We start from the raw sequence: 13836 nt of genomic DNA, 5'->3' as shown, positions 1-13836 counted from the left end.
CGTGCGAACCGCCGTGCCGATCAGCAGAGTGATCACGCGATCCACGGGATTCCACGGTAACACCTCCCCCGCCCCAGCCCGGCGTCGCACCCGCCGTCGACGCACGTGAAACCGGGTCCGCCTCAGGCGGTGGGCACCACGGTCGATGCCGGGACGCCCTGGGCGGGCACCCGCGCCGGACGACCGGCCGCCACCGATCCGGCCGTCTCCGTCTCGCCCCGGGCGTCCGGGCAGCCGTCCCCGGCCTCCGTCGTCGAGTCCGACGCGCCGGCCGGACCGGCGTCGCCGGAAGGCTGTCCGGCACCTCCCGGGCCGACGGCGCCGGGCGTCCGGCCACCACCCGGACGGTCACCGCCGCTCGGTCCACCAGCCGCACCGGAGCCGGCCTCGACGCTGGGCCGCCCGCCGGGCTGGGTGCGGTCGGTGGCATGGTCGAGCACCCGCAGCGCCGCAAGCGCCGCCATCGGCACCACCAGGGCGCCCGCCGCCCCGGCCACGTCCAGCGCCACACCGCCCAGCACCCCGCCGATGCCGGCGGCCACCCCGGTGCCGGCCATCGCGGCCCGGATCGCCGGGTAAATGCCGAACAGCCGCATCAGGCCACCCCAGGGCTGGAGCAGGGCGAGCCAGACCAGCGCGGCACCGGCCACGGCCAACACGGTGAGCGGGCTGTTGACCAGGGTCTCGACGTTCGCGGCGCTCGACCGGTGCACGATGAGCCCGCCGGTGCCGTCGCCGAACGCGGCCAGGAACTGGCCCACCGCGCCCCGCTCGGCCTCTGGCCGGCGCAGGTCGATCATGGCGAAGCCGATGGTGAGCGCCAGCCCGGCCATGGTGGCCCAGGCCAGCCGGCTCATCGTCAGCCAGCCGCCGGTGCAGATCGCCGCGGCCACGCTCACCCCCGCGGTGAGCGCGATCGCGCCGGTCGAGTCCGCCCCGAGGTAGGGGCTGCCGACGACGACCACGGCGGCGCTGCCGACCCCCACCATGACCATGGGACGCCAGGCCCGGGGGGCCCGCTGGGCCAGCCAACCGCCGCAGAGCAGCGAGCCGGCGATGAACACACCCAGCCCGACGGCACCGAGGCCGGCGTACCGATCGCCCGCCAGGGCGGAGTACCCGACCACGCCGTTGAGCTGCAACCGGGAGCCGGTGAGCACGTCGACGCCGACCACCAGGGTGGCCAGCCCGGCCACCGCGCCGAGCGGGCCCAGGGTGCGATCGTGCCCGGGACTGAACCGGACGACGGCCGTGCCCCCGACGATCAGCGCAACGGTCACCGCCGAGAACCACCACCCGGGATGCTGGCCCCGCCACCACGGCACGACGTCGGCGAGCAGGGCGGCCGGGACGGCGAGCGCGGCGGCGATCAGCAGCAGTTCCACGGCCGCCACCACCCGCCGGGACACCGGCTCGGGCCCGTGCGGCCCGGCGTGCCGACGGGCCCGGCGCAGCAGCGGCAGGACCGCCACGGAAAGAGCGAGCTGGGCGGTGGCGAGCACGGTGAAGAACCAGCCGGCGACCGGGCGCCGCGCGCCGGCCTCGCGGTCCGCGTCGGTCCGCTCGTCGATCGCGGTACGCAGGTCGGCCGGACGTCCATCGATCGGCACCGCGGCGCGGCCGAGGAAGAGCCGATCCGGCACCGGCCGGTCCAGCGCGGCGAGTGCGGTGGGGGCCAGGTCGACCAGTTGCAGGTAGCCGTGACGGTTGGTGCTCGGTGAGGTCAACCAGCCCCGTTCCCAACCCGGGCCGTTGGCGACGGCCACGTGCAGCCGGGACGGCGTGTCGGTGTCGGAGACGCCGGCGAGCAGGACCAGCGAGCGGGGCGGCCGGGCGGCGAGCACCCGGGCGAGTTGGGCGTCGGCCTGGCGGGCCTGGGCGTTTCGGGTCGCCCGGTCCGCGCCGTCGACGATGCCCAGGTCGACGATGCTCAACACGCAGGAGCCGAGCAGCTCGGCCGGATCGGCGGGCAGCGCCGGCGCGTACCGGTCGACCCGGCCGAACGGGCGGGCGGCGGCCACCGCGGCACCCGGCCCGATCGCCACCGAGCAGCGCACGGACTCCGACAGCGCTCCCGGGGTGGCACCCCAGGCGAGCTTGTCCTGGTTGTACGCGACGACGCTCTCCTGGTCGGGCAGGTTGGCGCCGATCCGGTCCGGCTGCTCGACGGTCACCCCAGTGGCCGGGCAGCCGCCGGCCACCCGGCTGCCGTTCCAGGCGGCGAAGTTGCCGGCGCCGAGGGTGAGCCAGCCGTCGACCGGGCAGGTGGGCCGGTGCGCGGAGCGCGCCGAGAGGGAGCCGATGGAGCCCTCCTCGGCCATCCGCCACAGCGTCGGGGTGGATTCCGGGTCCACGTCGTCCCAGCGCAGCCCGGCCACCCCGGCCAGCACCACGAAGTCGGCGCCGCGATCGGGGTCACCCCGTTCGGGGCGGGCGGCCAGCGCGGTGATGCCCAGGGCCACCACGACCAGGGTCAACAGCACCGGGGTGAGTTTGCGCAGCATCACCGGTTTCCCGTCGACGGCTCGGGCACCAGCTCGGCGTAGAGCGCGGCCAGGGCGGCCACGGTGTCCGCCTCGGTCGGCCAGGTCGCGGCCCGCGCGGCGCCCCGGCGTGCCAGGTCGGCCCGGCGGGGCTCGTCGTCCAGCAGGTCGCGGACCGCCGCGTCGACCGCGTCGACGTCGCCGGCGGGGATCAGCAGCGCGGCGTCGCCGACCAGCTCCGGCAGGCCACCCACCGCGGTCGTCACCAGCGGTACGCCGGCGCGCAGCGCCTCCTGGGCGAAGAGCTGGCGGGCCTCCCAGTCGCTGGTCACCACGGCCAGGTCAGCACCGGCCAGCAGGTCGGCCACGTCGGTGCGGTGCCCGAGCAGGGTCACCGGCGCCCGGGCGGCCGAGATCCGCGCGGCGAGTTGGAGGTACGCGGGCCCGCTGCCGGCGATCAACACCTGCGGCGCCGGTGCCCGGGTACGCCACCGGGCGGCCGCGTCGACCAGGATGTCGTACCGCTTCTGCGGGTGCAGCCGACCCACGGAGAGGATCAGTGGCTGGTCGGGGCCGACCCCGAACTCGGCGCGGACGGCGGCCCGGCGGCGACGCGGCGCGGGCAGCGTCGGCGCGGCGACCGGGGCGAGGCGGGCGTCGGCCGCACCCAGCGCGGCGGCCCGCTCCACCAGGTCCTCGGAGGCGCCCAGCGCCACCCGTACGCCGCGGGCGACGACCCGCTCGACGAGCCGGGACAGCCCTCCGCGCAGCCCACCGGCCAGGACGGCGTTGTGCCAGGTGACCACCAGCGGCGCGGCCGGCCGGGCGAGTACGGCGACCAGACCGGCCCGCAGGCCGTGCGCGTGCACGACGTCGACGTCGGTGGCCGCGAGCGCCCGACGCAGCGCGGCGACGGCCCGGGCGTCGGCCGGGGTGGGGCTGGCTGGGATCTGCACCGGCGCGAACCGGGCACCCACCCCGGTGAAGTCGAACTGCTCCTGGGTGGCGGCCGGACCGCACACCAGCACGGACGTTCCGGCGGCGGTCAGCCCCCGGGCCACCGAGCGGACGTGCTGCCCCACCCCGCCGGTGCTGGAGGCGAGCACCAGAGCCACCGTGCCGGGCCAGCGCGATGCCGACGAGGCGTCCGTCATTGCCTACCTTCCGTTCGCGACTGCGGGGCTCGCAAACCCGGCTCACTCCTCGCGCTCACCGGGCTGGTCTTCGTTCGCGACTGCGGGGCTCGCAAACCCGGCTCACTCCTCGCGCTCACCGCGTAACGGTCTCCTTCCCGTCGCCCCGGTCGGCGGGGCGTTGGTCCCCCTGCGTGCCGGTACCGCCGCCCGGCGGTCGCCGCCCGAGCCGGCGGGCCACGGCGGCGAGCAGCGGCCGGACGTCCCGCGCATCGGTCAGCCGGGCCACGGCGAGGAACAGGATGCCGACCACGGCTCCGGACAGCATGCCCTGCACGAGCGCCTGCGCCATCGTCGGGGTCCAGAGGCCGGCGAGCCAGCGGGAGACGACCACCCCGCCGAGCCCGGCGACCACGGCGGCGAGCAGGCCGGCGGCCCCGGCCCGGCCGACGCCCGCCAGAGCGGCCCGGCCGGCGGAACGGAACACGGCGGCGATCAGCAGGCCGCCGAGGAGCAGCATGCCCCCGGAGGTGGCCAGGGCCACCGCCAGGACCCGGTCGGCCAGCGGCAGCAGGCGGCCGAGCAGGACCGCCAGCGCCGGCACGGTCAACCAGCCGACGGCGGTGGCGACGGTCGCCGACCGGGTCTCGCCGCGGGCGTACAGGGCCCGGGTGAGCACGGCGAAGAGGCCGTAGCCGAGCAGGCCGGGGGCGAATCCGGCGATGGCGGCCGCAGCGGTGCGGGCGGCCTCCGGCGACCCGGCGAAGAAGAAGTGCCCGACCGGGACCGCGGTGCCGACCAGCGCCGCCGCCCCGAGCAGGCTGAACAGCACCACCCCGCGTACCGCCGGGGCCAGGGTCTTCCGGTAGGTCCGCTCGTCGCCGGCCGCCCGGGCCGCGACCAGCGTCGGGTACGCGGCCACCGCCAGCGGTACGGCCAACACCGACCAGGGCAGGAAGTAGATGGTCTGCGCGATGTTGTAGATGCCCGGGCTGGCCTTCGACCCGTAGGAGACCTGGTTGAGCGCCACCATCAGGGCGACCTGCTGTGCGGCCACGGTCACCACCCCGGCGACGGCCAACGCGCCGACCCGGGCCCGGGCGTCGGCCGGGAACCGGAAGCCCGGCCGCAGCGGCAGCCGCAGCCGGCGCAGCGGAATGAGCAGGGACAGCGAGAGCACCACCACGCCGAGCGTGGTGCCGCCGGAGAGCAGCAGCTCACCGGCGGGGCTGACCCCGCCGACGGTGGCCTGCCGCCCCTCGGCGGCGGTGAAGCCGAGGTAGACCGCGATGACGGTGAGGCTGGACAGCAGCGGAGCGATCACCGGCCAGGCGAACCGCCGGTGCGCCTGGAGCACCCCGGTGAGCACGATGCCGACGCCGTACAGCGGCAGCTGGGGAGCGAACAGCCGCAGCATCCGCGCCCCGACCTGCTGCTGCGCCTCGGTGAGGCCGCTCCCCTGCAGCGACACCAACGGGTCGGCGAGCAGCGCGACCAGCACGGCGAGCGGCACCAGCAGGGCGAGCACCCAGGTGAGCAGGGCCCCGGTGGTGGCGGCCACCGCGCGCCGGTCGCCCGCCTCGGCCGCCGCCGCCAACAGCGGTACGACGAGACTGGCCAGCGCCCCGCCGGCGACGATCTCGAAGATGAAGTTCGGCAGGTTGTTCGCCACCACGTACGCGCCGCCGAGGTCGGTCTGGGCGAGCGTCCAGGTGAAGACGGCGGTACGGCCGAAGCCGGCGAGCCGGCTGACCACGGTGAGGACGGCGATGAGGGCGGCCGCTCCGGCCACCCGGCCGGCGCCGGCGAGGGGTGCCGGTTTAGCCACGTCAGTCCGCGAGCCGGCCCAGCGCGTCGAGTTCCCGCAGCCCCGGGGTCCGCTGGATGACCTGGGTGAAGCTGACCTTCTCGCTGGCGGCGGTGAGCGCGGCGAGCACGGCGAGCACGCCCGCCCGGCCGAGCGGGCCGGTCCGCGCGGCCAGGCTCACCCCGAGCAGCGCGCCGAGCGCGTTGGCGCCGCTGTCGCCGAGCATCACCCGCTCGTCGAGGTCCTCTCGGACCAGCCCGGCGGCGGCACCGATAGCGCCCGCGGCGATCCCCCGGTCGGGCCGGTGGAGAGCGGCGCGCCGAGCAGCATGCCCGCCTTCAGCGCCCGGCCGGGGCGCAGGTCGAGCAGGTTGACCAGGTTGGCGGTGCCGGCCACCACGCCGGCGCCGAGCAGCACGTCGAGCCCACGGCCGAGGACACCGGCCCGCTGGCGGCGGGGGTGGGCGGCCACCCGGCGGTCGGCGGCGAGGAGTGCGGCGGCGCCGAGGCCGGCCGCGCCGACCCCGACGATCTTGACCAGCCCGGCGGTGACCCGCCCCTCGCGCAGGGCGGCGAGGTGCCCGGCGAACCCCTTGGCGGTCTTCTGCTCGGGGCGCGCGCCGACGATGTCGTCGTACAGCCCGACCGTACCGGCGCCCACCCCGGCGAGCAGGGCGGCGGCCCCGGCGGGGGCGCTGCCCGCGCCGAGCGCGCCCGCGGTGGCGGCCCCGACAGCCAGGGCCGGCCCGGCGGCCAGGGTGACGGTACGGCCGCGGAAGTTGGTGCGCTCCAGCGCCGGCGCACCCGGGGAGGTACGCACCTCCCGCAGCACGTAGCGGGCGGCGACCACCCCCGCGCCGACGGCCAGCAGTCGACCCAGTCTCACGCGACCCCTCCGATCCGGATTCCCAGCGCAGTACCGTGCGGACCGGGCAGCGGCCGCCAGCTCACGCCCGCCCCGCCCCGCTCCGACTTTCGGCGGCGCGCGGCGCCCGGCCACCGGGCCCGGTGGTTCGCGCGCTCCGCCCGCTCACTGCGGCAGTCTAGGCACCAGCGACGCGACGTTGTCACCGACACCGTACTGGCCGGCCTTCTTCTCGGTCAGCTGCTGCGCCATGGCGAGCGCGGTGACGAGCTGGCCCTGCACCGTGTTGGCGTTGTCGACGGTCGAGATGCTCTGGGACAGCACGGGGTCGCCCCGGACCCACGCGACGACGTTGCCACCGGCCGAGCCCATGCCGCCGACCACGATCGCCCCGGCCTGGTCGAACTGCTCGGCGATCTTCACCACCGACTCGTCCTTCTTCGCCGAGTCCTTGTCGACGTACGGCTGCCCGGTGACCAGCACGACCGCCTCGGCGGGCCCGGAGACCTTGTCCTGCGCGGTGAGATAGCCGGCGCTCGCGTACGTCTGCAGCACCGTCCGGCGGTCCGCGTCGGTGACCGACGGGGTGCCCTGCGGCCGGTCCAGCAGGACGCTGGCCAGCAGGGCGCTGGAGGTCTCCACACCGTGCCCGTTGCCCGGCAGGTTGGCGGTGGAGACGCTGTTCGGGCGGGCAGCGGTGCCGGCCAGTTCCAGCAGGTTGTTGTTGCTGTCCGGGTTGATGAACTTGTCCTGGATGTCGATCTGGCCGACGACGTTGGCTCCGGCGGTCTGGAGCATCTTCACCACGCCCTCGGTGTGCTCCCGTCCGCTGGGCAGGTCGACCACCACCACCCGGCGGCTGGCCAGCTTGCCGGGGAGGACGACCTGCGCGATCTCGGCGGCGAAGTCCTCCTCCGTGTTCAGTTGCTTCTGCATGCTGTTGACCGTCTGGCGCATCTGCTGGTTGTCCTTGCTCAGGCCGTTGACCCGCTCCTTGAGCGAGTCGGCGACCGGCCCGTTGAGGGCGGCCGTGCCGACGACCAGGCCGATCGCCAACGCCAGGAAAACCGCGGTCAGGGACACCACGTGGTAACGAAAGTTGATCACGCTTGCAGCCTCTTGATCGGTCGGGAAGCTAGAAGAGCTGGCCGAGCTGGAACACGAAATTGTCCCACCATTCGGAGACCACACCCAAATACGCCTTGCCGACCGTGGAGACCGCCACCGCCGAGGCCATCGCGGCCACCGCCGAGAGCACCAGCAGCAGCAGCGACGAGCCGGAGATGCCCTGCCGGTAGAGCCGACTCACACCCTTGGCGTCGACCAGCTTGCCGCCCACCTTCAACCGGGTCAGGAAGGTGGAGGCCATGCCGCCCCGGCCCTTGTCCAGGAACTCCACCAGGGTGGCGTGGGTGCCGACGGCCACCAGCAGTGAGGCGCCCTTCTCGTCGGCCAGCAGCATGGCCAGGTCCTCGCTGGTGGCCGCGGCCGGAAAGGTGATCGCCGGCACGCCGAGACCCTCCACCCGGGCCAGGCCCGGAGCCCGCCCGTCCGGGTAGGCGTGCACGATCACCTCGGCGCCGCAGCGCAGCACGTCGTCGGTGACCGAGTCCATGTCGCCGATGATCATGTCGGGGGTGTAGCCGGCCTCGACCAGGGCGTCCGCCCCACCGTCCACGCCGATCAGCACCGGCTTGAACTCCCGGATGTAGGGGCGCAGCACGTCCAGGTCGGCCTTGTAGTCGTATCCCCGGACCACGATCAGGCAGTGCCGGCCCTGGACCTGGGTCTGGATCTCCGGCACGCCGACACCGTCGAGCAGCAGGTCACGTTCCTGCTTGAGGTAGTCCATGGTGTTGGCGGCGAACGCCTCCAACTGAACCGACAGCCCCTCCCGGGCGTCGGCCATCGACTTGGCCACCGTCTCGGCGTCCTGCAGGGCGCCGTGCGCGACCGGCTCGTCGCCGACATAGACCGTGTTGCCCTCGATCCGCACGACGTCGCCCTCGCGGATCTGCTCGAAAACGCTCTCACCGAGATCGTCCAGAAGCAGAATGCCGGCGGAGATCAGCACCTCGGGGCCGAGATTCGGGTAGCGCCCGGAGACCGACGGCTTGGCGTTGAGCACGGCGGCGACCCCGACCGCGACCAGCGAGTCGGCCGCCACCCGGTCCAGGTCGACGTGGTCGATGACCGCGATGTCCCCGGGCCGGAGCCGGCCGACCAGACGCTTCGTCCGGCGGTCGAGGCGGGCGGTGCCGAGGACTGAGCCCGGTTCCGCGTTCCGGGTCCGGCGCAACGTGGGTAGACGCATCGTGACCATCCTGGCATGGGAAACAGGGTTTGCTGTCGCGACATGCCCTGAACAGGGCCGCCTACCCAGGGAAGCACACCGGAGCGCACGCCGGTGTGCTTGCGGTCACAAACCTGGGATCACGGACGCCTTTCCTTGGCCGCCACGGCCAGGAGTTCCTCGGCATGGGCGATACCCAGATCGGAATCCGGCAAACCAGCAAGCATCCGGGCAAGTTCCCGGGCACGCTCCGTATCCTCCACCACCCGGACGCCGCTGGTGGTCACCGCTCCCCCCGTGTCCTTCGCCACCACCAGATGACGGTCGGCGAACGCGGCGACCTGCGGCAGGTGGGTGACCACCAGGACCTGGTGGCTACGGGCCAGCCGGGCCAGCCGCCGGCCGATCTCCACCGCCGCCTGCCCACCGACCCCGGCGTCGACCTCGTCGAAGACCAGGGTGGGCGGGCCACCGGACCCGGCGAAGACGACCTCGATGGCGAGCATCACCCGGGACAGCTCACCCCCGGAAGCACCCCGCTGCAACGGCAGCGCGGGAGCACCCGGGTGAGCCAGCAACCGCAGCTCCACCTCGTCGGCGCCGTCCGGGCCGACCCCGGCCTCCACCCCGTTGACCGGCAGGCTCGGCTCGGCCCGCCCGACCGGGCGCGGCAGCACCGCCACCTCGATCCGGGCGTGCGGCATCGCCAGCCCGGCCAGCTCGACGGTGACCTGCTCGGCGAAGCGGCCCGCGGCCTCCTGCCGGGAGACGGACACCCGCCCGGCCAACTCGGCCACCTCGCCGGCCAGCCGGGACGCCTCCCTGTCCAGCTCGTCGAGCAGCTCGTCTGAGGTGTCCAGACTGGACAGTCGGGTGCGCGCCCGCTCGGCCCAGGCGATCACCCCGTCGACGTCGTCCGCGTACTTGCGGGTGAGCCCGCGCAACGCGGCCCGCCGCTCGTAGACGGCCTGCAACCGCGCCGGATCGGCGTCCAGCCCGGCGAGGTAGGCCGACAGCTCGGCGGACACGTCGGCGACCAGGGTCGCGGCCTCCTCCAGCCGCCCGGCCAGCTCACCGAGAGCCGGGTCGGTGCCGGCCTGAGCCTCCAGGGTGCGCCGGGCGGTGCCGAGCAGCGCGGTGGCGTCAGGGGTGTCATCGGCCGCCTCCACCCCGCCGGCCACACACTGGTGGGCCAGCTGGGCCGCCGTACGCAGCCCCTCGGCGTGCTCCAGCCGCTGCGCCTCCGCCTTGAGGTCGTCGTCCTCGCCGGGCTGCGGGTCGACCCGGGTGATCTCGTCGAGGCCGAGACGGAGCAGATCCGCCTCCTGGTTACGCGCGCGGGCGTTGCGCCGCCGATCGGCCAGATCGTCGACCACCGTCCGCCACCGGGTGTACGCCTCCCGCAGCGCGTCGAGCAGCTTCTCGTGCTCGGGGCCGGCGAACCGGTCCAGCGCGGCCCGCTGCTCGGCCGGGCGCAGCAGGCGGAGCTGGTCGGACTGGCCGTGCACGGCCACCACCTGCTCGCCGACCTCGCCCAGCATCGACACCGGCATGCTCCGGCCGCCCAGGTGCGCCCGGGACCGCCCCTCCACGGTGACCGTCCGGCTCAGCAGCAGCGAACCGTCCTCGTCGGGCTCGCCGCCGGCGTCGGTGATCCGGGCATGCACCGTCCCGGCCACCCGGCCGCGCAGCCGCAACCGCCCCTCCACCACCGCGCGGCCCGGTTGGGCGCGCACCCGGCCGGCGTCCGCCCGGCCGCCGAAGAGCAGGCCGAGGCCGGTCACCACCATGGTCTTGCCCGCACCGGTCTCTCCGGTGATGACGTTCATCCCGCCGGTCAACGGCAGCGTGGTGTCCTCGATGACGCCCAACCCGGTGATGCGCAGCTCTTCCAGCACAGCACCCGACACTAGACGCGGCCCCCGACAGTTGACCAGCCGACGAGGCCGCATCGGGGCACACCGTGTGACGTCGTACAGTTCTGCCCCGTGTTGGACATGATCGGCCTGACCTCCGGCGAGGAGGAGCTCTACCGTTCCCTGGTCCAGCTCACCACGGCCAGGGTCGAGGAACTCGTCGAGCGGCTGCGGCGTCCGCGCGTGGAGGTCGTCGCACAGCTAGAGGCCCTGCGCGGCAAGGGCCTGGTGCTGCCGACCGGGCCGGAGCCGGACGCGCCGCTACGGCCGCTGGCCCCCGACGTCCCGCTCGGCGAGGCGCTGCTGCGCCGGCAGGAGGCGCTGGAGGCGGCCCGCGCGGCGGTCAACCAGCTGACCGAGGAGTACCGCGCCGGGATGCGCCGGCACGACGCCGACCACCTGGTGGAGGTGATAACCGGGGCGCGGGTGCTCCGCGAGCGCCTGCGGGATGTGCAGGACGGCGCGCGGGTCGAGGTGCTGTGGTTCTGCCGGGCCAACCCGCTGGCCATGCTCGGCCAGGACAACGCCGAGGAGTTCGACGCGCTGGCGCGCGGGGTCCGCTACCGGGCCATCTACGAGCGCGAGCTGCTCCTCGAACCGGGCGGACTCGAGGACATCGAGCGGGGCGTACGCGCCGGAGAACAGGCCCGGGTGCTGGACCGGCTGCCGGTACGGCTGGCCATCGTGGACGGCCGGACGGCGATCTGCCCGCTGGTGCCGGAGCGGGAGAGCGGCGAACCGAGCGCCGCGGTGATCGGCCGCAGCCAGCTGCTCGACGCGCTGATCGCCCTCTTCGAGAGTTACTGGCGGATATCCACGCCGCTGCGCTCGTCCGCCCCGCCGGTCGACGGGCTAACCGCCGACGGCTACCGGCCGGACCCCGACGAGGTTCGGCTGCTCGCCCTCTTCGTGGCCGGCGTCCCGGACAAGTCCATCGCCTCCCAGCTGGGGGTGAGCCGCCGTACCGTGCAGCGTCGGCTGGGCGACCTGATGACCGCCGCCGGCGTGGACACCCGGCCGGGGCTCGCCTTCCAGGCCGCCCGTCAGGGCTGGATCTGAGGCGCCGGGGCCGGGCGGCTCCCCGCCGTCCCACCCCGCGCCGTCAGCGCAGGCACCGGCGTACCCATGGCGGGGCCGGCCGCCGGCGAACGGCAACGGTACGGGCTGATGGTCGGGGTGCCGGACGGAGTCCACCGCTCGGCTCGCGAGCCGCCGCTTCCTCCGGCGTCGGCTCACGCAGCCGACGACCTGGCCAGGGTCGACACCCGACCGGGTCCGGCTCACCGGTCCGCCCGCCGCGGCCGGCCACGACTCCTCCGGCACCCCGACCGCCGCGTTCCCGACCACCCCCTGGCCGGGCCCGCAGCCGCCGGACCACGCGTCCGAGCGGGCACGGGCCTCGCCGCCGCCGCCCGGACTCCACCTCAGCGCAGCCCGTACGCCCCGGCGACCGTCGACTCGACGGCCGCTACCGGCCCCGGCGACGGCACCCCGCCTCCGGGGGAGGAAGCCCCTACCGTAACCCGTTGTCGACGTGGTGGGGGCACTCCGACCGCGCTCCGTCCCACCCCGACTGTTGAGCCCGCACTCAGCGGCGGCTGCCGCGCCAGCCCTGCACGGGCAGGTCGAACTTGGCCACCAGCCGGTCGGTGAACGGGCGCGCCTTGAGCCGGACGATCCGCACCGGCAGCGCGCCTCGGCGCACGGTAACCCGGGCCCCCGGAGGCAGGTCGTAGACCCGCCGCCCGTCGCAGGACAGCACCGCGAGGGTGGTGAACGGGTCCACCGTGATCGCGAAGGTGGACGTCGGCGCGGTCACCAACGGACGGCTGAACAGCGCGTGCGCGCTGATCGGCACCAGCAGCAGCGCCTCCACCTCCGGCCAGACCACCGGCCCGCCGCCGGAGAACGCGTACGCGGTGGAGCCGGTCGGGGTCGCGCAGACCACCCCGTCGCAGCCGTACCGGGACAGCGGCCGACCGTCCACGTCGACCAGCAGTTCCAGCATCTGGGCGCGTTCGCCCTTCTCCACGCTGATCTCGTTCAACGCCCACGACTCGATCGTCGGGCCACCGTCGAACTCGGCGGTCACGTCGAGGGTGAGCCGTTCGTCCACCGTGTAGTCGCGCCCGACGACGCAGCGGACCGCGCTGTCCAGGTCGTCGATCTCCGCCTCGGCGAGGAAGCCGACCTTGCCGAGGTTGATGCCGAGCAGCGGCGCCTTCGCCGGCCGGGCCAGCTCGGCGGCGCGCAGGAAGGTGCCGTCCCCGCCGAGCGCGAAGACGATCTCGGCGCCCTCGGCCGCCTCCGGGCCGGTCACCGGCACCACACCGGGCAGGTCCAGGTCGTCGGCCTCCTCGGCCACCACCCGCACCTCGAAGCCGGCCGCGATGAGGTCCGCCGCCACCGCCCGCGCGTGCTCGGTGCTACGTCGACGGCCGGTGTGCGTCACCAGCAGAGCGGTCCGGCTCACCCGGGCACCTCCTCGCTCGCGGAATCCGGCGCCTCGGCCGGGGACGGGAAGCCCTGCGGGCCGGCGGCCACCACCGCGCGTACCCGCTCCGGGTCCGCGGCGGGCGCGTCCCGGCGTAACCATACGAAGAACTCGACGTTGCCGCTCGGCCCCGGCAGCGGGCTGGCGGCCACGTCGGCCAGCCCCAGGCCGAGCTGCGCCGCCGCGGTGGCCACGTCGAGCACCGCCTCGGCGCGCAGTGCCGGGTCCCGGACCACGCCGCCCGCGCCGACCCGCTCCTTGCCCACCTCGAACTGCGGCTTGACCATCAGCGCCAGATCGCCGTCGGGCCTCGTGCAGCCGGCCAGCGCCGGCAGCACCAGCCGCAGCGAGATGAACGACAGGTCGGCCACCGTGAGGTCGACCGCACCGTCGATCACCTCCGGCGTGAGGGTACGCACGTTGGTGCGCTCGAAGACGCGCACCCGTACGTCGTTGCGCAGCGACCAGGCCAACTGGCCGTACCCGACGTCCACGGCCACCACCTCGGCGGCGCCGGCGCGCAGCAGCACGTCGGTGAAACCGCCGGTGGAGGCGCCGGCGTCCAGGCACCGCCGGCCGGTGACGCCCAGCCCGCCGGGCGCGAACGCGGCGAGCGCGCCGGCCAGCTTGTGCCCGCCCCGCGAGACGTACTCCGTGGTGGGGTCCTCGCCGGTGACCAGCAGCGGGTCGGCCGGGTCGACCATCGCGGCGGCCTTGCGCGCGGGCACTCCGCGCAGCTGGACGCGGCCGGCCTCCACCAGCGCGGCCGCCTGCTCGCGGGAGCGGGCCAGACCGCGGCGGACGAGTTCGGCATCCAGCCGGGTACGACGTGCCATGGGTGGTTCT

General features: G+C 75.0%; 9 protein-coding genes and 1 pseudogene. 1 reads left to right on the top strand and 9 read right to left on the bottom strand.

Going from position 1 to position 13836, the window contains the following annotated elements; genetic code table 11:
* Nucleotides 1-122: 122 nt before the first annotated feature.
* From GA0070604_RS10180 to recN, 7 genes and pseudogenes are all read right to left on the bottom strand, one after another.
* Nucleotides 123-2504 (bottom strand): hypothetical protein, encoded by a 2382-nt coding sequence (locus GA0070604_RS10180; protein ID WP_091117702.1) that lies wholly within the window; start codon nucleotides 2502-2504, stop codon nucleotides 123-125.
* Nucleotides 2504-3637, bottom strand: a complete 1134-nt coding sequence (locus GA0070604_RS10175; RefSeq protein WP_091117701.1) for a glycosyltransferase family 4 protein — start codon at nucleotides 3635-3637, stop codon at nucleotides 2504-2506. The genes GA0070604_RS10180 and GA0070604_RS10175 overlap by 1 nt, the downstream gene beginning before the upstream one ends.
* A 115-nt stretch (nucleotides 3638-3752) precedes the next feature.
* On the bottom strand, nucleotides 3753-5444 hold the full coding sequence (murJ, locus tag GA0070604_RS10170; RefSeq protein ID WP_091117700.1) for a murein biosynthesis integral membrane protein MurJ: 1692 nt from the start codon (nucleotides 5442-5444) through the stop codon (nucleotides 3753-3755).
* A 1-nt stretch (nucleotide 5445) separates the two neighbouring features.
* A pseudogene (locus tag GA0070604_RS10165) lies at nucleotides 5446-6308 on the bottom strand (hypothetical protein).
* Between the two features lie 144 nt (nucleotides 6309-6452).
* Complete coding sequence (locus tag GA0070604_RS10160) at nucleotides 6453-7394, bottom strand: copper transporter (protein WP_091117698.1); 942 nt, start codon at nucleotides 7392-7394, stop codon at nucleotides 6453-6455.
* A 28-nt stretch (nucleotides 7395-7422) separates the two neighbouring features.
* Entirely contained in the window at nucleotides 7423-8601 is a 1179-nt protein-coding gene (gene steA / locus GA0070604_RS10155; protein ID WP_091117696.1) for a putative cytokinetic ring protein SteA, read from the bottom strand.
* A gap of 119 nt (nucleotides 8602-8720) precedes the next feature.
* Nucleotides 8721-10478, bottom strand: coding sequence for a DNA repair protein RecN (gene recN / locus GA0070604_RS10150; RefSeq protein ID WP_091117695.1), 1758 nt, complete (start codon nucleotides 10476-10478; stop codon nucleotides 8721-8723).
* Nucleotides 10479-10577: 99 nt separating this feature from the next.
* Between recN and GA0070604_RS10145 the strand changes: the two genes are divergently transcribed.
* Nucleotides 10578-11555 carry a helix-turn-helix domain-containing protein gene (locus GA0070604_RS10145; RefSeq protein ID WP_244162180.1) on the top strand — a complete coding sequence of 326 codons (978 nt, stop codon included), beginning with the start codon at nucleotides 10578-10580 and terminating at the stop codon, nucleotides 11553-11555.
* A gap of 529 nt (nucleotides 11556-12084) precedes the next feature.
* On the opposite strand, the gene GA0070604_RS10140 is transcribed toward GA0070604_RS10145, so the two are convergent.
* A complete protein-coding gene (locus GA0070604_RS10140; protein WP_091117693.1) occupies nucleotides 12085-12969 on the bottom strand; it encodes an NAD kinase in 885 nt (294 codons plus the stop codon).
* Entirely contained in the window at nucleotides 12966-13826 is an 861-nt protein-coding gene (locus GA0070604_RS10135; protein WP_091117691.1) for a TlyA family RNA methyltransferase, read from the bottom strand. Before GA0070604_RS10135 ends, GA0070604_RS10140 begins: the two co-directional genes overlap by 4 nt.
* Nucleotides 13827-13836 lie beyond the last annotated feature (10 nt).

It is taken from the genome of Micromonospora eburnea (genome assembly GCF_900090225.1).
GTDB lineage: Bacteria > Actinomycetota > Actinomycetes > Mycobacteriales > Micromonosporaceae > Micromonospora > Micromonospora eburnea.
Note: the sequence above shows the minus strand (reverse complement) of the source record. Positions and strands in the feature narration are given on the sequence as shown.